The organism is Pandoraea cepalis, assembly GCF_902459665.1.
Taxonomy (GTDB): domain Bacteria; phylum Pseudomonadota; class Gammaproteobacteria; order Burkholderiales; family Burkholderiaceae; genus Pandoraea; species Pandoraea cepalis.
The window spans coordinates 62,470-84,563 of record NZ_CABPSL010000021.1; the positions used below are offsets into that span (position 1 = coordinate 62,470).

Consider the following 22,094-nt stretch of genomic DNA (forward strand, 5'->3'; position numbering starts at 1 on the left):
CTTGATCTCGGCGCTTACTTGGCACGAACCGTGCGTTGTTCAATGCGTTTTTCCGGATGCGCGTTCAGCACGATGCGCTGAACGAAGATGCCGGGCAGGTGCACGTCGTCCGGGTCGATCGAACCGGTGTCGACCAGTTCCTCGACTTCGACGATGGTGATCTTGCCGGCCATGGCCGCCACCGGGTTGAAGTTGCGGGCGGTACGATTGAACACGAGGTTGCCCGCGCGATCCGCCTTGGCGGCCTTCACGAGCGCGATATCGGCGCGCAGCGAGCGCTCCATGACGTACGTCTCGCCGTCGAATTCACGGATTTCCTTGCCTTCGGCGACTACCGTACCCACGCCCGTCTTCGTGAAGAACGCCGGAATGCCTGCGCCACCGGCGCGCAGTTTTTCGGCCAGCGTGCCCTGCGGGGTGAATTCGAGCTCGAGTTCGCCGGCCAGATATTGGCGTTCGAACTCCTTGTTCTCGCCAACGTACGACGAAATCATCCGCTTGATCTGACGCGTCTCCAGCAGCAATCCCAGACCGAAGCCGTCCACGCCGGCGTTGTTGCTGATACAGGTGAGCCCCTTGACGCCCGAGTCGCGCAACGCGGCGATCAGGGCCTCGGGAATGCCACACAGGCCGAAGCCGCCGACAGCGAGCGTTTGCCCGTCTGCGACAACATCGGCGAGCGCCTCCTTGGCGCTGGCGTATACCTTGTTCATCGTGTGTCCCTTTCCCTCGGTTGAGAATTGAAATTATGTCGCGCGCTTGCGCGTTGCGAGGCTTGCGCCGCCCCTCGAATCGCCGTGGCCACGCACCTCATGCAATCATAGAGCTTACGGTGCCGGGCAAATCGGGCACAATACGTGAAATTACATATCTCCTTGCGCGCCGGGCCGTAACACGCAATCCACCGGCACGCGCCCAGACAGGATCCGCGCCGCTCCCCCATGCCGACGTTCGACTACCAGACCGCTTTTCACATCGCACCCGTCGGCCTGGTCATTTCGCGCCAGCGCATCATCGAGGACTGCAATCGACAGCTTGGCAAGATCTTCGGCTACGAGCCCGAGGCCCTGATCGGTCAGTCGTTCCAGGTGCTGTATCCGTCCCCCAAGGAGTTCGAGCGCATTGGCGAGCGCATTCCGCCGATCATGAGCACGCAGGGCGTCTATGCTGACGAGCGCATCATGCGCCGGGCCAGCGGCGAACTGTTCTGGTGCCACGTGACGGGTCGCTCGCTCGACGTGAAAGACCCCCACGCCGCCGGCCTCTGGACCTTTGAGGACATGTCGGCCACACGTCGCGTCGCCGTGGCACTGACCGCGCGCGAGCGCGAAATCGCGGCGCAACTCGTGCAGGGCAAGACAAGCAAGCAGATCGGCAAGATTCTCGACATCAGCCCGCGAACCGTCGACATCTATCGCGCCCGCCTGATGCAGAAATACGGCGCCGGCACGGCGACCGAACTCGTTCAGCGACTCCTCGGCAACTGAGGAACGCCAGGGGGCAGGCAGCGCCCCCTTCCCGCTTCACCGAAACAAGCCTCACGCCATCAACGCGCGCACCGCCTCCGGCAGCGGCACCGACTTTTCCGCTTTGTAGTTGACCCAAACGATCTTCGCACCGCCCTCGGCGACGAGGACATCGGGCGTATCGGCGCGGCGCAGCTCAAAACGTGTGTCGACGCTGCTTCGGCCTAGCGCGCCTACCGACATGCGGCAATCGATATCGCCGGGATAGCGCAACTGACGCAAGAACGTCATGTTCGCGTTGATGATCACCGGCCCCTCGCCCGTCGAGCTTTCTTCCGACGCGATGTCGAGCGACTCCAACCACGAGATACGGACCTGCTCCATGTAGCGGAAGTAGACGGTGTTATTCACATGCCCGAAGGCATCCATATCGCCCCAGCGAATGGGCATGCTCATCCGAAAGACTTCTTTGTATTCTGACGACACTGCAAATTCCCCATATTGAAAATCGACGCCCTGCCGCGTAGTGACAGGACGTCATGGGGAGAAAGTGTAGCGCGTCGGAGCGTTTGGCGTGCGCCAACCCTCGGCGATTGACGACGAGCGGCTGCCTTTTCAGAATCGCGTGAGACCACCGCCCCAGACATTTCCGACGCGAGCCGGCACAACTACTTGCGCGCGCCGCCGTCGTGCGTCTTGGCGATCGTTGCCTCGTCTCTCACGGCGGCCTCGGCCTTGTCGACCAGATCGCGCCCGACCAGCACTTTCCATTTCGCATAGACGGGACGCGTTGCGTCGACAAAGCGCTGGCGTTGTTCCGGCGTGAGTCGCGTGACCTTCACGCCGCGCGCTGCCAGATCGTCCCACGCGGCATTCTCGCCGCGCATCGCGTCTTCTCTTGCGAGCGTCACTTCGAATCGCGCCGCCTCGATGGCTGCGTCGCGAACGATGTCGCGATCCTGCGGCGACCAGCTATCCCAGACCTGTCGGTTGACGGAGAACACGATGGGATCGGCGACGTAATCCCACACCGTGATGAAGCGCTGTCCCAACGTATCGAGCCGCACATTGTTGAAGACCGTGATCGGATTTTCCTGGCCGTCGATCTTGCGTGCGCGCAGCGCGCGCACCGCATCGTTCCACGTCATCTGAGTCGGCACGGCGCCCAATGCCGTGAAGATGTCGTTGAACAGCAATGACCCGACAACACGGAAACGCAGGCCGCGCATATCCTCTGGCGCACGGATCGAACGGCGAGAGTTGCTCAGTTGCCGAAAACCATTCTCGCCCCACGCCAGCGGTACAACGCCCTGCTCTTCCACGCGGCGAAACAGCTCGCGCCCGACGTCGCCCTGGGTCAGGGCATCAAGAGAACGACAGCCACGCAGCAGGAATGGCAGGGAGAAAACGTTGAATTCGGGAATCGCGGACGACCAGTTGATCGTCGAGCCGACCGCCATGTCGATCACGCCCTGACGCAATGCGGAGAATTCCCGCGTCTGGTCGCCACCCACGAGCGAGGCGCCTGTATGCAGTCGAATGTTGATGCGCCCACGCGTACGCTCGCGCACCATGTCCGCCCAAAGTTGCGTGCCTTTGCCCCAGGGCGTGCCGGCATCGGGCATGATCGACAGCGAGTATTCGGCCTTGTAGGGCTGCGCGGCCACCGGCAGCGCAATTGCGGCGAGGGCGAGCGCGACGCCGACGAGCGCACGCCAGCCTTGATTCAACATGTTGTCCTCAAGATGTTTCGGGATCCGACGTCAGCACGACGTCCTTCACGACCCCATTAGCACCCGAGAATTATGCGCTTGTCGCCGCTACGCTGACTGCCTCGGACAATCCCGGATTGTCGCATTGCAGCGAGCCTGCCCAATTCGCCAAATCGCCGTGGCACAAGGCCTGACGAGGCTCAGCCGACCGCCAGACCATCGTCGATCGTCATGATCGACCCGTTGATAAACCTGGAATCGTCTGAGGCAAGAAGCAGAATCAGCCCGTCCAGATCGCTCGGTTCCCCGACGCGTTGGCGGGGCAGCATCTGAACGAGCTTGCGACCGGCGTCGGTCTGCCAATGCTCGTGGTTGATCTCGGTGTCGATATAGCCCGGACACAACGCATTGACATTGATGTTGTAACGTCCCCATTCGAGTGCCATCGCACGGGTCATGTGGATGACCGCCGCCTTGCTCACGCAGTACACGCCGAGCATGGAAATCGCGCGCTGCCCAGCCACCGACGCCACATTGATGATCCGGTGCTGGCGCTGCGGGTCGCCCTTTGCCCGCCGAATCATGCGCTTGGCGACTTCCTGCGCCACGAAGAAGGTGCCGCGCGTGTTGGTGTTCAGGACGTAGTCGTAGTCCTGGGGCGTAACGTCGACCAGACGCTGCTGGGTCGACACACCGGAGTTGTTGATCAGAATATCAATGGCCCCCGCCTCGGTCTCGGCATGAGCCACCCCGGCGCGAATGCTGTCGTAGTCGGTCACATCGAGAGGAACGACGTGCGCCGCACCGCCTTGTGCCTCGATCTCCGCCCTCAATTCCTTGAGCCGCTCGACACGCCGGCTGGCCAGCACGACCTTTGCCCCGGCCTGGGCCAGCACCTTGGCAAACTGCATGCCAAGTCCGCTCGAGGCCCCCGTCACCATCGCCACTTTCCCTTCGAGATTCAGCGAACGCCCCATCGTCTTCTCCCTCGCGCCTGGACACCCATTGAACAACGGCGACGCCGCATGGCCTGCCGCTAGAGTTGCTTACCTACCATACCGAACGATCGTGCTATTAATATGCGGTTGCGAGGTGCCCCCCATTCCCGGAAAATGGCCGCACCCACGAATTCTAACGTTTATAACAGGAGCATCAATGGATCCCAAGCTGCTTGAGCAGTACGGCCCGAGGGAGTCGATGGAGTATGACGTCGTCGTTGTTGGCGGCGGTCCGGCCGGCCTGTCCACGGCAATCCGTTTGAAGCAGCGCGCGCAGGAGGCGGGGAAGGAGATTTCCGTATGTGTCCTGGAAAAAGGCTCGGAAATCGGGGCGCACATCCTGTCCGGCGCGGTCATGGATCCGCAAGCGCTGACCGAACTCATCCCCGACTGGAAAGCCCTTGGTGCACCGCTCGACACCCCGGTCGTTGAAGATCGCTTCCTGTTCCTGAACGAGACCGGCGCGACCCCCACGCCGTCGTGGCTGCTGCCCGCCTGCTTCCAGAATCACGGCAACTATGTCATCAGCCTGGGCAATGTCGTGCGCTGGCTCGGGCAACAAGCCGAAGCGCTGGGCGTCGAAATCTTCCCGGGCTTCCCGGCCGCCGAGATCCTGTACGACGAGAACGGCGCGGTCATGGGCGTGGCGACCGGCAACATGGGCGTCGGCAAGGACGGCGAACCGACCGAGAACTTCCAACTGGGCATGGAACTGCACGCCAAGTACACGATCTTCTCGGAAGGCGCACGGGGCAGCCTGGGTCGCCAATTGATGCGCAAGTTCAATCTTGACGAAGGCCGCGATCCGCAGGCCTACGGCCTGGGCATCAAGGAACTGTGGGAAATCGACCCGGCCAAGCACAAGGAAGGTCTCGTCATCCACACGGCCGGCTGGCCGCTCAACGCGCAAACCTACGGCGGCTCGTTCCTCTACCACCTGCCCAATCATCAGGTGGCGGTCGGTTTCATCGTTGGGCTCGACTACGGCAATCCGTACCTGTCGCCGTTCGAGGAGTTCCAGCGTTACAAGACGCATCCGTCGATTCGTCACTTCCTCGAAGGGGGCAAGCGCATTTCATACGGTGCACGTGCCATTACAGCGGGCGGTCTGCTGGCCCTGCCGAAGCTCGTTTTCAAGGGCGGTGCGCTGGTTGGGTGCGAAGCGGGCTTCCTCAATGTCAGCCGGATCAAGGGCAGCCACGCCGCTATCAAGAGCGGCATGATGGCAGCCGATGCCGCCTTCGACGCGCTGGTGGCCGAGCGCCAGCGTGACGAACTCAGCGCCTACCCGGCCGCGTTCGAGCAATCGTGGCTGCACGAAGAGCTGAACAAGGCGCGCAACTTCAAGCAGTGGTTCAAGAAGGGCCTGACCGTGGCCACGATCATGACCGGCATCGAGCAAAAGCTGCTCGGCGGCAAGATGCCATGGACGATTCACCGCAAGAAGGCCGATCATGAGTGCCTGCTGCCGGCCGCGCAATGTCAGCCGATCGCCTACCCCAAGCCGGATGGGAAGCTTACGTTCGATCGTCTGTCGTCGGTCTTCATCTCGAACACCAACCACGAGGAGAACCAACCGGCGCATCTCACGCTCAAGGATCCCAGCGTGCCGGTTGGCATCAATCTCTCCGAATACGCGGGGCCTGAGCAGCGCTATTGCCCGGCAGGCGTGTATGAGTTCGTGAAGAACGAGGATGAGTCCGAGCGGTTGCAAATCAACGCGCAGAACTGCGTGCATTGCAAGACTTGCGACATCAAGGACCCGACGCAGAATATCGTGTGGGTTACGCCGGAAGGGGGGGGCGGGCCGAACTACCCGAATATGTAATGCGGTATCGCCGCCGGTTCGCCCGGCGGCCTTCACTCCGGCTGACGACGCCTGGCGTTCGCCTTGCGCCTCGTCAGTCCGGCACGCGCGCCGCGATAACCGGCGTGTTCACGTGCACGTCGCCACACTGCGCGCGATGACGCAACGCGTGATCGATCAACACGAGCGCGAGCAGCGCTTCGGCAATCGGCGTCGCGCGAATTCCCACACAAGGGTCATGCCGCCCGAACGTTTCCACCGTCGATGCGCGACCGGCAACGTCGATCGAGCGACGCGGTGTACGAATGCTCGACGTGGGCTTGATCGCGATCGACACGTCGATATCCTGACCGGTCGAAATGCCGCCCAGAACGCCGCCGGCGTTGTTCCCGACGAAGCCCTCCGGCGTCAGTTCGTCGCCGTGCTCCGACCCCTTTTGCGTGACGCTGCGGAAACCCGCACCGATCTCCACGCCCTTGACGGCATTCAGGCCCATCATCGCGTGGGCGATATCGGCATCCAGGCGATCGAACAGCGGCTCTCCAAGACCCACCGGAACGCCGGTCGCCACAACGCGCAGCTTCGCCCCGACCGAATCGCCCGCCTTGCGAAGGTCATCCATATACGCTTCCAGTTGCGGGACGACTTCCGCGTTGGCAGCGAAGAACGGATTCTGCGACACCTGCGACCAATCCGTCTGTGCGATCTCGATGTCGCCGAGTTGCGTCATGCAGCCGTACACCTGCACGCCAAATTTTTCGGCCAGCCACTTCTTGGCGACGGCGCCGGCGGCAACGACGGGCGCCGTGAGACGTGCGGACGAGCGTCCGCCACCGCGGTAATCGCGCACGCCGTACTTTTGCAGATAGGTGTAATCGGCATGTCCGGGGCGGAACGTCTGGACGATGTTGCCGTAGTCTTTGCTGCGTTGATCGGTATTGCGGATCAGCAGTGCGATGGGCGTCCCCGTCGTCACGCCCTCGAACACACCAGAGAGGATCTCGACGGCGTCCGGTTCGTTGCGCTGCGTAACGTGGCGCGACGTGCCAGGACGGCGGCGATCCAGCTCCCCCTGGATGTCGGCTTCCGTGAGCGCCATTCCCGGCGGACAGCCATCGATCACGCAGCCAATGGCCGGGCCATGCGATTCGCCGAAAGTGGTGACGGTAAACAGAGTTCCAAGCGTATTGCCAGACATACGGGGATCGGGTTCGGGGAGGACGGGAAGGCCCTATTATGCCAGCGATCCCGCCACACCGCGCCGCCCTGTGCGACGGTCGAGGGCGCTAAACGACCGGCCGGCGGCATTTTGGGCGCTTTTTGGGGCGTGGCATCGGAGACTTCCGAGCCACGACCGCGATTCACGAGGAGACGCCCCTCACACCGGCCAGGGGCCGCGCAGCTTGAGCACCTTGTCGCGCAGGGTTTCCGGCGTCGCCTGCGCAGGCGACACCGGCGCCCCGATGACAAGCTCGAGCCGGTTCAGAATGCCACGCTTGAACGGCCGTGACATTGCCGCGCCACCATGTCGCGAAAAGAAACTTCCCCACAGCCCGCGCAGCGCCATCGGCACGACCGGCACGGGCGTGCGCTCGACGATGTGCTGCACCCCCTGACGGAAGACCTGCAGCTCGCCGGATGCCGTGAGCTTACCCTCAGGAAAGAGGCAAACGACGTCGCCCGCCGCCAGCGCGTCTGCGATCTGCCGGTAGGCGCGCTCGAGCGCGACTGCGTCTTCGTGCGCCGGGGCAATGGGAATGGCGCCGACCGTACGAAAGAACCACGACAGCACCGGGATGCGGAAAATACGGTGGTCCATCACAAAGCGAACCGGACGCCGGATCGACGCCCCGATCACCACAGCATCGGCAAAGCTGACGTGATTGCAGACCAGCAGGCATGGCCCGTCGTCCGGAATCTGATCCGCCCCTTTGACGTCGATGCGATAGAGGGTGTGCAACAGCAGCCACATCGCGAAGCGAATCAGGAATTCCGGGAGTCGCAGGTATAGATAGACGGCCACCAGCGCGTTGAGAATGCCGGTGACGAGATACAACTGGTCGATGGTGAACCCGGCCTTCGTGAGCGCCATCGCCATGAGGGCCGACACGACCATGAACAACGCGTTGAGGATATTGTTCGCTGCGATGATGCGTGCGCGATGCGACGGCGCGCTACGGCTTTGGATCAGCGCGTACAACGGCACGCTGTAGAAGCCGCCGAACATCGCCAGCAGGAACAGGTCCACCAGCACGCGCCAATGGGCCGGTTGCGAAGCGAACTGCGCCACCGTCTGCAAGGCCGCGCCGTGAGCGCCGCCCCGACTCGCAAAATAAAGATCGACCGCGAACACCGTCATGCCGATCGAGCCGAACGGCACGAGTCCGATTTCCACCTTGCCGCCCGAAAGCCGCTCGCACAACAGCGACCCAATCCCGATGCCCAGGGAGAACATGGCCAGCAGCAGCGTGACGACACCCGGACCGGCGCCGAGCACGTCATGTGCGAAGTTGAAAAACGACGCGAGAAAGGTCGCCCCGAGAAACCAAAGCCACGAGATACCGAGCAGACTCTGGAAGACCGCACGGTCCGTACGCGCGATGCACAGATTTCTCCACGTCTCGGTCAACGGATTCCAATTGATGCGCAGATCCGGCTGCGCCGCGGGCGTTTGCGGCACCCACGTCGACGCCAGCCGGCCCAACAAGGCCAGTCCGACGCAAACGCCGCCGATCCACGGCAGCGAGCCCGCCCCGGCGCCAGCCAGTTCGCCGCCGACAATCGTGCCGATCAGGATGGCCACGAACGTGCCCATTTCGACCAGACCGTTCCCCCCCACCAGTTCGCGCGTGGCCAGGTGCTGAGGCAGATAGGCGTACTTGACCGGCCCAAAGAGCGTGGAGTGAAGTCCCATCAGGAAGGTGCACACGAACAGCAGCGGCGCGCTTGCCCAGAGGAAGCCGGCCGCGCCGAGCGCCATGATCGCGATCTCCAGCGACTTGACGAAACGGATCAGGCGCGCCTTGTCCCACTTATCGGCAATTTGCCCGCTGGTCGCGGAAAACAACAGGAACGGCGCGATGAAGATGGCCGAGATGAGGAACGCCGCCGTCTTGCCGTCGACGTTCTGAAAAAGCGATGCGTGATAGGTGACGAGCGACGTGAATGCGATTTTGAACACGTTGTCGTTCATCGCACCGAGAAACTGGGTCCAGAAGAACGGCGCAAAGCGCCGCTCTTTCAACAGTCGTGATTGGTGGCCCTCGCCGCGTGCCCCGCGCTGGCTGGCCTCACTCACTTGGTGTTTTCCGCTTCCTCGGCCGGCCAGTCGCGAATGTAGGCCTTGAGCATGCGATTTTCAAAGGATTGCTCCTCGACGACGGCACGCGCCACATCGTAGAAGGAAATCACGCCCATGAGCGTGCGATTGTCCATGACGGGCAAATAACGGGCGTGACGCTCGAGCATCATGCGCCGGACTTCGTCGACATCCGTCTCCGGCGTGCAGGTGAGCGGATGGTCGTCCATGACTTTGCGAATTGTGGAACTGCCAACCGTACCGCCGTTCTTGCTGATCGTATTGATGATTTCGCGGAACGTGAGCATCCCCACGAGATCGCCGAACTCCATCACGACGAGCGAACCAATGTCATGCTCCGCCATCGTGTCGACGGCTTGGGCCAGCAACGTCTCCGGGGTCACGGTGAAAAGGGTGTTGCCCTTTACTTTCAGGATGTCAGACACACGCATGGCACACACTCCTCGTTGAGATGCTCGGGCAACCGCGGCAGGACGATGCCACCGGACGCATTTGCCAGACTTCGGCGTTCGAGACGGATCGCCGGCGCGCGCGCCGATGTCCCCCTCGTTATTGTGATTGGATCATGTTCGAAAGATGCTATCGGAAAGCGTCTGAAAAGGAAAGGAACAAGACGCGCCAATGTCCGTGCGACGAGGGTTTTCGGCCGATTCCGGGGATCGATCGGGCATCGCCGCACCTCAGACATCGGACAGCACCGGCATTTTGCCAATGGGGGCGGCAGCGCCTGTCGAGATGCATGGCGGTGGTGCTAGGATTGCCGCATACGTGAAGTCCGCATCACCCGCCAGCGCCAAGTCGCCGTCGAGTCAACGTCAAGTCAACGTCAAGCCAACCGAGAGGCCCTCTCCGACATGTCAGTCCCGCACTTCGACACGCTTGCCCTGCACGCCGGGGCCGCCCCCGACCCCGCCACCGGGGCTCGCGCCACGCCGATCTACCAGACCACGTCGTTTGTCTTCTCCGATGCCGACCAGGCAGCCGCGCTTTTCAATATGGAACGCGCCGGCCATGTCTATTCGCGCATTTCCAACCCGACCAATGCCGTCTTCGAAGAGCGCATGGCCGCACTGGAAAACGGCGTCGGCGCCATTTCCACGGCAAGCGGCCAGGCCGCGCTGCACCTGGCCATCGCAACCCTGATGGGCGCGGGTTCGCACATCGTGGCGTCCAGCGCGCTGTACGGCGGTTCGCACAATCTGCTGCATTACACACTGCGCCGCTTCGGCATCGAGACCACCTTCGTGCGCCCTGGCGACCTGAACGGCTGGCGCGCCGCCGTGCGCCCCGAGACCCGGCTGTTCTTTGGCGAAACGCTTGGCAATCCGGGGCTCGACGTCCTCGACATCGCCCAAGTCGCGGAGATCGCTCATGACGCGAGCGTGCCCCTGATGGTCGACAGCACGTTCACCACACCGTGGCTCATTCAGCCGTTCGATCATGGCGCCGATATCGTCTATCACTCGGCTACCAAGTTCCTCGGAGGACATGGCACGACCATCGGCGGCATTCTGATCGACGGGGGCACGTTCGACTTCGAGCGAAGCGGCAAATTTCCCGAACTGACCGAGCCGTACGACGGCTTCCACGGCATGGTCTTCGCCGAGGAGAGCTCGGTCGCGCCATTCCTGTTGCGCGCGCGACGCGAGGGCTTGCGCGACTTTGGCGCATGCCTGCATCCGCAGGCGGCATGGCAACTGCTGCAAGGCCTCGAAACGCTGCCACTTCGCATGGCGCGGCACGTCGACAACGCACGTCGGGTGGTGGCGTTCCTGGCGGGGCACGAGGCGGTGGCAAGCGTCGCCTATCCGGAACTGGCGTCGCATCCCGACTACGCACTGGCCAAGCGACTGCTCCCGCGCGGCGCGGGTGCCGTCTTCAGCTTCAATCTGAAGGGCGACCGGGAGGCCGGGCGTCGTTTCATCGAATCGCTGCAGCTCTTCTCGCATCTGGCCAATGTCGGCGACGCACGCTCCCTGGTCATTCACCCTGCCTCCACCACGCATTTCCGCATGGACGCCGCGGCGCTCGCGGCGGCGGGTATCGGAGAGGGCACCGTACGCCTGTCGATCGGCCTGGAAGACCCAGACGACCTGATCCAGGATCTCAAACGCGGTCTGAAGGCGGCCGTCAAATCCACGGCCAAGGGACACGCACGATGAAGTTCGACATCCATGGCAACAACGTCTACGCCTACACCGCCGGCAAATCGATGGATCCCGCGCTGCCGACGGTCGTCTTCCTGCATGGCGCACAGCACGATCACAGCGTGTGGGGGTTACAGAGCCGGTACCTCGCCCATCACGGCATGAACGTACTCGCGCTCGATCTGCCCGGACATCACCGCAGCACGGGCGCCCCATTGACGACCATTGAAGCGATGGCCGATCGCGTGGTCGCCGTGCTCGATGCCGCCGGCATCGGAAAAGCGACCTGGGTGGGGCACAGCATGGGGTCGCTGATTGCGCTGGACGCCGCCGCCCGCCACCCCGATCGGGTGTCCCGTATCGCCCTGGTGGGCACCGCTTACCCGATGAAAGTCTCCGATGTCCTCCTCGAGGCCGCCGCCGAACGTGAGCCGGAGGCCATCGCCCTCGTCAACGCCTGGTCGCACAGCACGATCGCCGCCAAGCCATCGGCGCCCAGCCCCGGTTTCTGGACATGGGGCGTCAATCAACGCTTGATGGAGCGCGTGGCGCAACGCAATCCCGCCAGGGTGTTTCTTACCGACTTCGAGGCGTGCAATCGCTACGATCGAGGGATGGCGGCGGCTGCGCAGGTTCGATGTCCGGTGCTCGCCGTGTTGGGGCAACGCGATCAGATGACGCCGCCCCGCGCAGCGCAAGCCCTGCTCGATGCGTTGCGCGACGCTGGTGCCCCCGTTTCGGTCAAGGTCGTCAATGCCGGCCACGCGATCATGACGGAGCAGCCGGACGCGCTGCTCGATGCGCTTGTGCCATTCATGCGAGACTGAACGCATCAACTTCCCAATGCAGGAGGTTTGCCATGACACCTGGGCACGATGAGTCGCCGGCGTTTCACCGGTTTGCGGACTTTTACCCCTTCTATCTCGGTGAGCACCGCAACGCCGTCTGCCGCCGTCTGCATTTCGTCGGCTCATGGGGCGTGATCGCCTTTCTGGCAACGCTTGCCCTGACAGGCAACCCGTGGTGGCTACTCGCGGCAGTCGTCTGTGGTTACGCGTTCGCGTGGGTCGGCCATTTCTTTTTCGAGAAGAACCGGCCCGCCACCTTCCGCCATCCGATCTACAGCCTGATGGGCGACTGGGTCATGTTTCGGGATATCTGTCTCGGCCGTATCAAGCTCTAGCGCCTGCTTCGGGCTCGTGCCCCTTGTGATCCACGCCAAGACACGACGTGTCGCCACCGTCGTCGTCCGGTGTGACATCGCGCGGTAGCGCGTCGGCCAGGGGCACGTCCCATTTTCCTTCGCGCAGAATGTCGGCAACATGCGCGCCATCGAGCGCGTGACGCTCCATTTGCCGCGCCAGCTCGTCGACGTTGAGGGCCAGCTGCGCGACCAGTGGCGCCAGGGTCGTCGTACGCGGGTTCGCGAGCAGCAGCCAACGCTCCACCGGTGGCTGCATCGTCAGCCGTCCGACCCAACCCATGCGCTCAAGCCGAGCGAGCAGGTCACCGGCATGATCGAGGCTCGTGCGCATCGTACCCGCCAGTTGCGCCATCGTGCGACCGCTACCGCCGGCTTCGCGGTCCAGATTGAGCAAGTGGATCAGCGTCAGGCCGTCCAGCAGATCGCTCCCCGGAAAGCGGGGGTATTGGAAATGCCCGAGACGCAGCGCGGGCAGGACCGACGTGATCGTCGCGCCGATCAGCGCCACCAGCCACGACAGGTAGATCCAGAGCAAGAAGATCGGCACCGCCGCGAATGCGCCATACACGGCCGTGTAGGTCGGAAACTGCCGGATGTACATGCCGAAGCCCCGCTTGGTCAGGTCGAACGCCAGCGCCGCCACGACACCGCCAACCAGCGCGTCGCGCCAGTCCACCTTGCAATTCGGCATGTAGAGATACATCAGCATGAACACCACGCTGGTCAGCGCCGGCGGAATCAGGCTGAGCAACGAGGTGACCACGGGCGGCAGCGTGCTCACCAGCGACATCGATTGCGTGAAGACGTACGAACTGATCGACAGACTCACTCCGATCAACAGCGGCCCAAGCGTGAGCAGACTCCAGTAAATCAGCAGACGCTGTGCGATCGGTCGCGGACGTCGCACACGCCAGATCACGTTGAACGCCGACTCGATCGTCATTAACGTGAGCACAGCCGTCACCAGCAAGCCGATCAAACCGAACGCCGTCAGGCCTTTCGCCTTCGATGCGAATTGGTTCAGGTAATTGAAAATCTGGGCATTGACGCTCTCGGGCATCAGGTGCTCGATCAGGAAGCCCTGCAAGGCGTCGCGAAACGTATTGAAAATCGGAAAGGCGGTGAACAGCGCGAATGTCACCGCGAACAGCGGCACGATCGACAGGATCGAGGTAAACGTCAGGCTCGCCGCCACTTGCGGAATCCGGTCGTCCTGCGCCCGCGCAAGCGCGTATCTCAGCAGTTGGCGAACGTTGTTCCAGTTGATGCGGGACAGTCTGAGCAAATCGGGCTCCTAAGGGGAAGGGCTGGCGCGGCTGGCAACCGTTCATCCCACGCGATCCGTTACGGGGCCTCGCGGTTAAGCGGTTAAGCCGTTACGCCAATAGGAACGCCCTATAATACCCGCACTTTTCCGTTCCTTTTCTGTTCCTTCTCCACCCGGCTTTCACCCAAGGCCCAAGGCTCGGGCAGGTTTTCCGCCTTACGTCTGACGCAGGCGTTCCCGACAACCGGGTCGAACTGCAACGACACAACGCGCAGCCAGACCGCTTGATCTCGCTACCTCGAGTCGACGCCCCGACATCGATCTGCCCGCCACCACCGACCCGCCGATTCGACTTCATGACTGAAATCCTCGTCCTGTACTACAGCCGCCACGGCACCACGGCACAACTCGCCCAATGCATCGCAGCCGGCATCGACAGCGTGCCCGGCGCGCAAGCGCGCGTGCGCACCGTCCCCGCCGTTTCCACGGTATGTGAAGCGAGCGCACCGGACATTCCCGACAGCGGCCCACCCTACGTCGAATTGCGCGATCTGGAAGAATGCACGGGACTCGCGCTTGGGTCGCCGACCCGCTTCGGCAACATGGCGTCCGCGCTGAAATACTTTCTCGACGGCACCACGCCGCAGTGGCTCTCGGGCGCCCTGGCCGGGAAACCGGGCTGCGTGTTCACGTCGAGCGCCAGCCTGCATGGCGGCCAGGAAAGCACGCTGCTGTCGATGATGATCCCGTTGCTGCACCATGGCATGTTGCTGATGGGGCTGCCCTACTCCGAACCCGCGCTCTCCAGCACACGCACCGGCGGTTCGCCCTACGGCGCCACCCATTTCGCGCATGACGGCAATCCGCTCTCGGCCGACGAACGTCAGTTGGCGTCGGCGCTCGGCGCACGACTCGCCCGCGCCGCGCACAAGCTGGCAGAATGAGGGTTTGCGCCGCGCCACACGCCGCCCCCGGCGCGTGGCGATTGGGTCTCCCGCAGTAACGACGGCCATTACGACAAGCCCATGACTGCTACACCGCCCGACATGCCCCAAAACACCGATGCCCGGCGTGCGCCCGCGCAGCCCCCACGCACGCCACCGCCGATGCCCGCCGCCTCCGGCGGGGCTCGCGGGCTGCGCCTGATCAGTGTGACGAGCCTGCTGGCGTTGATTGCACTGTCGCTCGCCTGGGAGTTATGGCTCGCGCCGCTGCGTCCCGGTGGCTCGTGGCTGGTCCTCAAGGCGTTGCTGTTGCTGCTGCCGCTGCGCGGCGTGCTGCGCGGCAACCTGTATACGCTGCAGTGGTCCAGCATGTTCATCCTGCTGTTTCTCGCCGAAGGCGTCGTGCGCGGCATGACGGACACGGGGGCATCGGCCTCGCTCGCGTGGATCGAGACGGCGCTGTCCGTCGTCTTCTTCTTCTCGACGATCTTTTATCTGCGGCCCTTCAAGCGAGCCGCGAAAGCCCGTGCCGCAGCCGCGCGTTAGCGCCTGCCCTCGAGACTCAGCGTTACCCAACCTTGGATCGCGCGAATCGTGTGACGCCCCCTGACATGAACGACTCCTCCTTCCTCACCGCGTGCCGTGACCTGCTGGGCCGTGACCACGTTCTGCTCGAGGCCGCCGACACGGACGCCTACCTCACCGATCAACGCAAACGCTATACCGGACGCGCCCTCGCCGTGCTTCGCCCCGCCGACGCCGCACAGGTCGCCGCCCTCGTGCGCCTTTGTGTCCGGCACGGCGTGCCGATGGTGCCGCAAGGCGGCAACACGGGCCTCGCCGGCGGCGCGACACCCGACACGAGCGGGCGTCAGGTGCTCATCAGCTTGCGCCGTCTCGATCGCATCCGACAGGTGGATGCCGAGAACATGACCCTGACTGCCGAGGCCGGCTGCCTGCTCGCGAACGTGCAGGCGGCGGCCGCCAGCGCGGAGCGCCTCTTCCCGCTGAGCCTGGCCGCCGAGGGCAGTTGCACGATCGGTGGCAATCTCGCGACGAATGCCGGCGGCACCGCCGTGTTGCGATACGGCAATACGCGCGAACTGTGCCTCGGCCTCGAGGTGGTCACGCCGCAAGGCGAACTGTGGGAGGGCTTGCGCGGGCTGCGCAAGGACAACACCGGCTACGATCTTCGCGATCTTTTCATCGGCGCGGAAGGCACGCTCGGGCTGATTACCGCGGCAACACTCAAGCTCTTCGCACAACCCGTGGCGCGCATGACGGCGCTCGCCGCACTGGAAAGCCCCGCGCACGCCCTGGCCCTTCTGAATCTGGCGCAACGCATGGCAGGTCCGCTGCTCACGGGCTTCGAGTTGATGTCCCACTTCTGCCTCCAACTCGTGGCGCAAATCTTCCCGCAGCAGCGTTATCCGTTCGCGCAACCTCATGCCCAGACCGTGCTGCTTGAACTCTCGGACAACGAGAGTGAAGCGCATGCGCGCGATCTGCTGGAGCGCTTGCTGAACGCGGCCGTCGATCAGGGTATCGTGCACGACGCCATTGTCGCGAACAGCCTGGCGCAATCGAACGCGCTCTGGCACTTGCGCGAGAGCATTCCGCTGGCGCAGTCGGCCACGGGGCTCAACATCAAGCACGACATCGCGGTGCCGGTGTCCCGGGTGCCCGCGTTTCTCAAAGCCACCGACCCGATCGTGCAGCGTGTGGCGCCCGGCGCCCGCATGGTCACCTTCGGCCATTTGGGTGACGGGAATCTGCACTACAACGTGATGGCGCCCGAAGGCGTCGATCCCGCCCAATTCCTTCATCGGCATCAGACGGCGGTCACCGCCGCCGTGCATGACAGCGTGCATGCCCATCACGGCACCATCAGCGCGGAGCACGGCCTCGGGCAACTCAAACGCGACGCCTCGGCGCATTACAAGTCGCCGGTCGAACTCGCACTGATGCGCACGCTGAAGACGGCCTTCGACCCGCTCGGGCTAATGAATCCGGGCAAGGTGCTGCCCGACTGAGCACCGCCGCCGCGCTGTGTGGCACGCTCGTTGCGGCGGCGCAAAAGCAGTTAAATTGGCATCGGTACGCCATCGGTGCTCAAAGGCCCTCCCCTGAGATTCACCGCGACTGCGTCAAATCATCCGACTTCGCTCCTCATGCTCCGAACCCTGCTCGCCCGCCTCCGACGCGCCCACGCACGCCCCACGATCGACGATGCCGTCTGGCGCGAAGTCGTCGGCGCCCTGCCATTCCTGACACGCCGCAGCGCGGCCGACCTCGACAAGCTGCGCGCCCTCGCGACCGATTTCCTGGGCCGCAAACACTTTTCGACGGCGCACGACCTGCCGTTGACCGAAGCGATGTGTGTCTCGGTGGCCGCGCAAGCCTGCCTGCCGATTCTCAATTTGCCGAGCGCGCTGTATCGCGGTTGGACGGGCATCGTGCTGTATCCCGGCGAGTTCCTGATTCGCAAAACCGTGCAGGACGAAGCCGGCGTCGTGCACGACATCGCTCAGGAGGCGAGCGGCGAGGCGTGGGAAGGCGGGCCTGTCGTTCTGTCATGGCAGGATGTGCAAGCGAGCGATGTCCTGGCGTACAACGTGGTAATTCACGAGTTCGTCCACAAGATCGACATGGAAGGCGGCGAAGCCGACGGCGTGCCGCCGATGCTGCGGCGCGTGCATGGCGACCTCACGCCCGAAGCCTGGTGCGATGTCTTCGATCCCGCGTACGAGGCGTTCTGCCACGATGTGTCCAACGTTCCCGATGCCCACTGGGAAGCGTTTGCCTCGTCGTCGCTGCTCGACCCCTACGCCACCGAACACGAATCGGAGTTCTTCGCCGTCTGCGCCGAGGCGTTCTTTGTGGCCCCGGAGGCCTTTCGCGACGCCTATCCCGCCTTGTACGCGCTGTTCTCGCGCTATTTCCTGCAAGATCCGGCGGTGAGCGCCGGCACCGGCGACGCCGCGCCCGGCACAGCGGCATCCACGCCCGCCGGCGACCCGTGAAAACTTTGCGAAAGTCATTGTTTTCATGGCATAATGCGCGTTTTACTCACCCGGAAAGTGGTTGACGTCCCTCCCGTCGCATGACGACGATGGCGTTAGCGGGCCAACGGGGTGCCTCCCGGGGTAACAAACCTCGGGCGAACCTCCTCCCGCGCAGACTGGCTACCGACTTAACCCAAGGTACATCATGAAAGAAGGCATTCACCCCGAATACCGCGAAGTCCTGTTCCGCGACATGACGCCCGGCGTCGACTTCGAATTCATCACCCGCTCGACGATCCACACCAAGGAAACGGCCGAGAAGGATGGCAAGAGCTACCCGCTCGTGAAGATCGAAACGTCGTCGGCTTCGCACAACTTCTACACCGGCGAACAGCGCATCATGGACACGGCTGGCCGCGTCGACAAGTTCCGCCAGAAGTTCGGCAACCGCGCCGGCGGCAAGATCGCCTAAGTTTTATCGGCGACGCGCCACACAACGCGCTGCGGGGCCCGGCAGAGACTGGCGGGCCAGCACCTTGGGGCAACACGCCGGCGTTGTGGAAAGCATTGGAAAGGGGCAGCTCAGGCTGCCCTTTTTTCTTGGGTCTGGTCTGCGCCACCGCACGGCTTACTGTCATACTGTCGGCTTTTCCGATTTGCCCGAGTTTTCCCTTGGTTTTACCCTGAGCAGCACCCCGAGTTTCACCTTCGAGCCCGTTCCGGCTCGCCCTCTGAGTCTCCCCGATCCGGCCGCCGTGCCGATCCTGTCGTCCGGCCTATGAAACGAGTTCGCATCACCGCCTCCGCCACCAGCGCGCTACCGCGTTCGCTGTTGATCGCCATTTGTGTCATCTATGTGCTGGCGGGGTTGTTCGGTCGCGATCCGTGGAAAAACGAAGACGCCGCAGGTTTCGGCGTCATGTGGACGATGGCACACGGTCACTTGTCCGACTGGCTGCTGCCGAACATCGCGGGCAAACCCATTTACGACACCGGCCCGCTCGTCTCGTGGCTCGGTGCGCTCGCCATACGCGCCTTCTCGTGGCTCGACGCCCCCGACGCCGCGCGCATTGTCACCGGGCTGTGCTTCTACGCGACCTGCACGTTCATCTGGTACGGCACCTATCTGCTCGGTCGCCGCCCCGAAGTGCAACCGTTCAAATACGCCTTTGGTGGCGAGCCAGAACCGCGCGACTATGGACGCACGCTCGCGGACGGCGCCCTGTTGATTCTGCTGGCCTGCTTCGGGCTGGCCGAGCGTGGACACGAGACAACGGCCGCCGTCGGACAGCTCACGCTTATCTCGATGGCGATTTACGGCCTCGTGCGCAGCCTCGACAAGCCGCGTCAGGGCGCCGTCTGGTTCGGCCTCGCCCTGGGCGGCATGGCGCTCGCGTCCTCGCCGCTGATGACGCTCTCGCTCTGGTTCGCAGGCATTGCCGCTGCCATTGTCTGCCGCGCCCTGCCCTTGCGCATGCTACTGCTGATCTCCACGCCGGTGACGCTGCTCATTGCCTGCACGTGGCCGCTCGCGGCGCTCAAGTTTGCCAGCGGCGCACGCCAATGGCTCGGCGAGTGGACGGATATCGGCATGGACACCTTCAGCGGCCCGACGCTCGCCTCGCTGAGCTACATCGCCAAGAACCTGGCGCTGTTTGCCTGGCCCGCATGGCCGCTTGCCGCGTGGTCGCTTTACTCGTGGCGCGGCATGCGACGCGCGCCCCACATCGCGATTGCGCTTGCCTTTGCCGTCGTGATTCTTGTGCTGATCGTGCTGCAGGCGCATCAGGGCAATCAGCTCTTCATGCTGGCGCTGCCCGCGCTGTCGATCATCGCCGCCTTCGGCCTGCCCACGCTCAAGCGCGGCACGGTCAACGCCATCGACTGGTTCGCCGTGCTGTCGTTCACCGTGCTGGCAGGCTTCGTCTGGATCGTCTGGCTCGCCGGCATCACCGGTTTTCCGGCCTCCACGGCGCGCAATCTGCGACGCCTGGTCCCGGGCTTCGCCCCCGAGTTCAGCTGGGTCACGCTGATCAGCGCCCTGATCGTGACCGGCGCCTGGGTCGCACTGGTGGCGTGGCGCGTGTCGCGCAGCCCGAAAGTCCTGTGGCGCAGCGTGGTGCTGTCGTCTGGCGGCACAACCCTCATGTGGGTATTGCTCATGACGCTGTGGCTGCCCGTCGTGAACTACGGCAGAACCTATCGCGACGTGGCCGCACAGATCGCCGCCCATCTCCCCGCCGATTACACGTGCATTCGCACGGCTCGCGTCGGCGACGCGCAGCTCGCGTCGTTCGCCTACTTCGGCAAGATGCGCTTCGGCACGGCCAACGACGATTGCGACGTGCTGCTGCGTCAAGACTCGCAGGACTACAGCGAACCGTTGTCGCTGGCGCCCTACGAATGGCGCCAGCTCTGGGAAGGCCGCCGCGCGGCCGACCGCGACGAGCGCTTCCGCCTTTATGTATTGCAGGAGCGTCCGGGGCGGCGCGGGGCGCGTCCGCGCTAACCCCATCCCCCATCCCTAGCGACGCTCACGCAACGCCATGTGGCACGACATCAAACGCATTGCCGAACTGGCCTGGCCGGTACTCATCGGCCAGTTGGCCGTCATCGCCTTCGGGGTGATGGACACGGCAATGGTCGGTCGCGCCTCGGCGTTCGATCTCGCATCGCTCGCACTCGGTGGGTCGATCTACATCACGGTGTATGTCGGCCTGATGGGCGTGCTCGTGGCGCTCTCCCCGATCGCCGCGCAACGCTTCGGGGCAGGAGAGCGCGAAAGCATCGGCGAGGAAGTGCGGCAGGCGTTCTGGCTCGCCGGGTTTCTCGCCGTGCCGGGTGTCCTGCTGCTATCGCATCCGCAGTTCATTCTGCGACTCTCCGAAGCATCCCCCGAACTCGAAGCGCGCGCGAGCGCCTATCTCCAGATGCTCGCGTTCGGCCTGCCCGCCGCGCTGCTCTTTCGTGTGTACTCCTCGCTATCCACCGCCGTGGCGCAGCCCCGCATCGTCATGGCCATTCAGGTCACGGGACTGACCTTGAAAGTCCCGCTGAATCTGGCACTGATTTACGGCATCGAACGGCTGGGTATTCCAGCGCTCGGCAGCACCGGCTGCGCCATTGCCACGACCGCCATCAACTGGGTCTCATGTGCGCTCGGACTCACACTGATGGCACGTCACGCGAAGTTGCGTGCCTTCGCCACCTTTTCCCGATTCTGCTGGCCGCACTGGCCGGCGATTCGTGCGCTGCTCAAGCTCGGCATACCCATGGGACTGAGCTACCTGATCGAAGTGACGGCGTTCTCGTTCATGGCCATCTTCATTGCTCGCCTGGGCGACGTGACGCTCGCCGGTCACCAGATTGCCGCGAACCTCGGCGCGCTCATGTATATGCTGCCGATGTCGATTGCGATTGCGACGGCGACGCTCACCGCACAGGCCATCGGCAAGCGCGACTTTCGCCTGGCGCGCCGGGTCGGGCGCCGCGGCGTCGAGTTTGCTGGCCTGCTGGGCGTGTTGCTGGCGAGCGTCATGGGACTCTGCCGGCCGTGGGTTCTGGCAGCTTATACGTCGGATCCGCTGGTCGCGGCGGTCGCGATGCCATTACTCGCCATCGTCGCCGGCTATCACGTATTCGACGCCTTGCAGGTGAGTGCCGTCTTCGTGTTGCGCGCATGGAAGGTTGCGGTGATCCCGACCGTCATCTACGCCGTATCGCTCTGGGGTGTCGGACTGGGGGGCGGTTATGTGTTGGGCTTCGACGTCGGCGGGCTGTCCCCGGCGTGGCTGCATGGCGCCGCAGGATTCTGGTTCGCCAACAGCGCGAGCCTGGCGGTCGCCGCCGTCGGCTTGCTGAGCTATCTGCGCTGGATCGTACGCGTCAAAGGCTGAACGCACACGCCTCGGGCCGACTCGGAACATCACCACGGCCCGACAGCTTACCGCGCGCGATCAACGCCCATCATCGATGCGCACTATTTGCACATCTTCAAGAAATTGCGCGAAAAATCCGCACGCACTTTCAGGGCGACAGCCATCGGGAGAAAATAGTATCGAAACGCCCCGAAAGCCCCGTTGCAGGACTCGAAATCATGAACGTCGAACGACAAAAAAAAGCCCAGGCATCAGCCTGGGCTTTCTTCGTTTGGCGGAGCGGACGGGGCTCGAACCCGCGACCCCCGGCGTGACAGGCCGGTATTCTAACCAACTGAACTACCGCT

General features: G+C 63.8%; 20 protein-coding genes. 12 read left to right on the forward strand and 8 right to left on the reverse strand.

The window, feature by feature from the left end:
* Nucleotides 1-14: 14 nt before the first annotated feature.
* A complete protein-coding gene (locus PCE31106_RS20805) occupies nucleotides 15-713 on the reverse strand; it encodes a CoA transferase subunit A (RefSeq protein ID WP_017233315.1) in 699 nt (232 codons plus the stop codon).
* Between the two features lie 228 nt (nucleotides 714-941).
* On the opposite strand from PCE31106_RS20805, the gene PCE31106_RS20810 reads away from it, so the two are divergent.
* Nucleotides 942-1,487 carry a PAS and helix-turn-helix domain-containing protein gene (locus PCE31106_RS20810; protein WP_150564561.1) on the forward strand — a complete coding sequence of 182 codons (546 nt, stop codon included), beginning with the start codon at nucleotides 942-944 and terminating at the stop codon, nucleotides 1,485-1,487.
* A gap of 51 nt (nucleotides 1,488-1,538) precedes the next feature.
* Here PCE31106_RS20810 and PCE31106_RS20815 read toward each other — a convergent pair whose 3' ends face one another.
* The 3 genes from PCE31106_RS20815 to PCE31106_RS20825 form a co-directional block, all read right to left on the reverse strand.
* Nucleotides 1,539-1,952 carry an acyl-CoA thioesterase gene (locus tag PCE31106_RS20815; RefSeq protein ID WP_255349099.1) on the reverse strand — a complete coding sequence of 138 codons (414 nt, stop codon included), beginning with the start codon at nucleotides 1,950-1,952 and terminating at the stop codon, nucleotides 1,539-1,541.
* A 182-nt stretch (nucleotides 1,953-2,134) separates the two neighbouring features.
* Entirely contained in the window at nucleotides 2,135-3,199 is a 1,065-nt protein-coding gene (gene dctP / locus PCE31106_RS20820) for a TRAP transporter substrate-binding protein DctP (RefSeq protein WP_150564562.1), read from the reverse strand.
* Nucleotides 3,200-3,378: 179 nt separating this feature from the next.
* Nucleotides 3,379-4,155, reverse strand: coding sequence for an SDR family oxidoreductase (locus tag PCE31106_RS20825; RefSeq protein ID WP_130026272.1), 777 nt, complete (start codon nucleotides 4,153-4,155; stop codon nucleotides 3,379-3,381).
* Between the two features lie 178 nt (nucleotides 4,156-4,333).
* On the opposite strand from PCE31106_RS20825, the gene PCE31106_RS20830 reads away from it, so the two are divergent.
* Complete coding sequence (locus tag PCE31106_RS20830; RefSeq protein WP_017233310.1) at nucleotides 4,334-6,004, forward strand: electron transfer flavoprotein-ubiquinone oxidoreductase; 1,671 nt, start codon at nucleotides 4,334-4,336, stop codon at nucleotides 6,002-6,004.
* A 73-nt stretch (nucleotides 6,005-6,077) separates the two neighbouring features.
* Here PCE31106_RS20830 and aroC read toward each other — a convergent pair whose 3' ends face one another.
* From aroC to PCE31106_RS20845, 3 genes are all read right to left on the reverse strand, one after another.
* Nucleotides 6,078-7,181, reverse strand: a complete 1,104-nt coding sequence (gene aroC / locus PCE31106_RS20835) for a chorismate synthase (RefSeq protein ID WP_150564563.1) — start codon at nucleotides 7,179-7,181, stop codon at nucleotides 6,078-6,080.
* A gap of 180 nt (nucleotides 7,182-7,361) precedes the next feature.
* Nucleotides 7,362-9,281: an MFS transporter gene (locus PCE31106_RS20840; protein ID WP_150564564.1), complete on the reverse strand. Its 1,920-nt coding sequence runs from the start codon at nucleotides 9,279-9,281 to the stop codon at nucleotides 7,362-7,364.
* The gene (locus PCE31106_RS20845; RefSeq protein WP_017233307.1) at nucleotides 9,278-9,733 is read right to left on the reverse strand and encodes a CBS domain-containing protein; all 456 of its coding nucleotides are present in this window, start codon (nucleotides 9,731-9,733) and stop codon (nucleotides 9,278-9,280) included. The genes PCE31106_RS20840 and PCE31106_RS20845 overlap by 4 nt, the downstream gene beginning before the upstream one ends.
* A 423-nt stretch (nucleotides 9,734-10,156) precedes the next feature.
* On the opposite strand from PCE31106_RS20845, the gene PCE31106_RS20850 reads away from it, so the two are divergent.
* The 3 genes from PCE31106_RS20850 to PCE31106_RS20860 are packed head-to-tail and all read left to right on the forward strand — an operon-like array spanning nucleotide 10,157 to nucleotide 12,632.
* Entirely contained in the window at nucleotides 10,157-11,464 is a 1,308-nt protein-coding gene (locus tag PCE31106_RS20850) for an O-acetylhomoserine aminocarboxypropyltransferase (RefSeq protein ID WP_150564565.1), read from the forward strand.
* Nucleotides 11,461-12,276 carry an alpha/beta fold hydrolase gene (locus tag PCE31106_RS20855; protein WP_150564566.1) on the forward strand — a complete coding sequence of 272 codons (816 nt, stop codon included), beginning with the start codon at nucleotides 11,461-11,463 and terminating at the stop codon, nucleotides 12,274-12,276. The genes PCE31106_RS20850 and PCE31106_RS20855 overlap by 4 nt, the downstream gene beginning before the upstream one ends.
* Nucleotides 12,277-12,308: 32 nt before the next feature.
* Entirely contained in the window at nucleotides 12,309-12,632 is a 324-nt protein-coding gene (locus PCE31106_RS20860) for an Mpo1-like protein (RefSeq protein WP_150564567.1), read from the forward strand.
* Here the strand turns inward: PCE31106_RS20860 and PCE31106_RS20865 are convergent.
* Nucleotides 12,622-13,938: a YihY family inner membrane protein gene (locus PCE31106_RS20865; protein WP_150564568.1), complete on the reverse strand. Its 1,317-nt coding sequence runs from the start codon at nucleotides 13,936-13,938 to the stop codon at nucleotides 12,622-12,624. The two genes, PCE31106_RS20860 and PCE31106_RS20865, sit on opposite strands and share 11 nt — an antisense overlap.
* 338 nt (nucleotides 13,939-14,276) lie before the next feature.
* On the opposite strand from PCE31106_RS20865, the gene wrbA reads away from it, so the two are divergent.
* The 7 genes from wrbA to PCE31106_RS20900 all read left to right on the forward strand — a co-directional run bounded on the left by wrbA (nucleotide 14,277) and on the right by PCE31106_RS20900 (nucleotide 21,765).
* The gene (wrbA, locus tag PCE31106_RS20870) at nucleotides 14,277-14,864 is read left to right on the forward strand and encodes an NAD(P)H:quinone oxidoreductase (RefSeq protein ID WP_150564569.1); all 588 of its coding nucleotides are present in this window, start codon (nucleotides 14,277-14,279) and stop codon (nucleotides 14,862-14,864) included.
* 162 nt (nucleotides 14,865-15,026) lie between these two features.
* On the forward strand, nucleotides 15,027-15,410 hold the full coding sequence (locus PCE31106_RS20875; protein WP_150564575.1) for a DUF2069 domain-containing protein: 384 nt from the start codon (nucleotides 15,027-15,029) through the stop codon (nucleotides 15,408-15,410).
* Nucleotides 15,411-15,475: 65 nt separating this feature from the next.
* Nucleotides 15,476-16,897: an FAD-binding oxidoreductase gene (locus PCE31106_RS20880; protein WP_150564570.1), complete on the forward strand. Its 1,422-nt coding sequence runs from the start codon at nucleotides 15,476-15,478 to the stop codon at nucleotides 16,895-16,897.
* A gap of 138 nt (nucleotides 16,898-17,035) precedes the next feature.
* Nucleotides 17,036-17,887 (forward strand): M90 family metallopeptidase, encoded by an 852-nt coding sequence (locus tag PCE31106_RS20885; protein WP_150564571.1) that lies wholly within the window; start codon nucleotides 17,036-17,038, stop codon nucleotides 17,885-17,887.
* Between the two features lie 187 nt (nucleotides 17,888-18,074).
* Nucleotides 18,075-18,341, forward strand: coding sequence for a type B 50S ribosomal protein L31 (locus tag PCE31106_RS20890; RefSeq protein WP_017233299.1), 267 nt, complete (start codon nucleotides 18,075-18,077; stop codon nucleotides 18,339-18,341).
* A gap of 306 nt (nucleotides 18,342-18,647) precedes the next feature.
* On the forward strand, nucleotides 18,648-20,378 hold the full coding sequence (locus PCE31106_RS20895) for an ArnT family glycosyltransferase (protein ID WP_017233298.1): 1,731 nt from the start codon (nucleotides 18,648-18,650) through the stop codon (nucleotides 20,376-20,378).
* Nucleotides 20,379-20,415: 37 nt separating this feature from the next.
* Entirely contained in the window at nucleotides 20,416-21,765 is a 1,350-nt protein-coding gene (locus PCE31106_RS20900) for an MATE family efflux transporter (protein ID WP_150564572.1), read from the forward strand.
* The last annotated feature ends 329 nt before the right edge of the window (nucleotides 21,766-22,094 follow it).

Excerpts from the sequence above, each read along its gene's own strand:
- PCE31106_RS20885 (WP_150564571.1), top strand. The coding sequence starts at position 17,036 with ATGCTCCGAACCCTGCTCGCCCGCCTCCGACGCGCCCACGCACGCCCC.
- PCE31106_RS20850 (WP_150564565.1), top strand. The coding sequence starts at position 10,157 with ATGTCAGTCCCGCACTTCGACACGCTTGCCCTGCACGCCGGGGCCGCC.
- PCE31106_RS20875 (WP_150564575.1), top strand. The coding sequence starts at position 15,027 with ATGCCCGCCGCCTCCGGCGGGGCTCGCGGGCTGCGCCTGATCAGTGTG.
- PCE31106_RS20825 (WP_130026272.1), bottom strand. The coding sequence starts at position 4,155 with ATGGGGCGTTCGCTGAATCTCGAAGGGAAAGTGGCGATGGTGACGGGG.
- PCE31106_RS20830 (WP_017233310.1), top strand. The coding sequence starts at position 4,334 with ATGGATCCCAAGCTGCTTGAGCAGTACGGCCCGAGGGAGTCGATGGAG.
- PCE31106_RS20855 (WP_150564566.1), top strand. The coding sequence starts at position 11,461 with ATGAAGTTCGACATCCATGGCAACAACGTCTACGCCTACACCGCCGGC.
- PCE31106_RS20895 (WP_017233298.1), top strand. The coding sequence starts at position 18,648 with ATGAAACGAGTTCGCATCACCGCCTCCGCCACCAGCGCGCTACCGCGT.
- PCE31106_RS20805 (WP_017233315.1), bottom strand. The coding sequence starts at position 713 with ATGAACAAGGTATACGCCAGCGCCAAGGAGGCGCTCGCCGATGTTGTC.
- PCE31106_RS20810 (WP_150564561.1), top strand. The coding sequence starts at position 942 with ATGCCGACGTTCGACTACCAGACCGCTTTTCACATCGCACCCGTCGGC.
- PCE31106_RS20860 (WP_150564567.1), top strand. The coding sequence starts at position 12,309 with ATGACACCTGGGCACGATGAGTCGCCGGCGTTTCACCGGTTTGCGGAC.
- wrbA (WP_150564569.1), top strand. The coding sequence starts at position 14,277 with ATGACTGAAATCCTCGTCCTGTACTACAGCCGCCACGGCACCACGGCA.
- PCE31106_RS20845 (WP_017233307.1), bottom strand. The coding sequence starts at position 9,733 with ATGCGTGTGTCTGACATCCTGAAAGTAAAGGGCAACACCCTTTTCACC.
- PCE31106_RS20900 (WP_150564572.1), top strand. The coding sequence starts at position 20,416 with ATGTGGCACGACATCAAACGCATTGCCGAACTGGCCTGGCCGGTACTC.
- dctP (WP_150564562.1), bottom strand. The coding sequence starts at position 3,199 with ATGTTGAATCAAGGCTGGCGTGCGCTCGTCGGCGTCGCGCTCGCCCTC.
- PCE31106_RS20890 (WP_017233299.1), top strand. The coding sequence starts at position 18,075 with ATGAAAGAAGGCATTCACCCCGAATACCGCGAAGTCCTGTTCCGCGAC.
- aroC (WP_150564563.1), bottom strand. The coding sequence starts at position 7,181 with ATGTCTGGCAATACGCTTGGAACTCTGTTTACCGTCACCACTTTCGGC.
- PCE31106_RS20880 (WP_150564570.1), top strand. The coding sequence starts at position 15,476 with ATGAACGACTCCTCCTTCCTCACCGCGTGCCGTGACCTGCTGGGCCGT.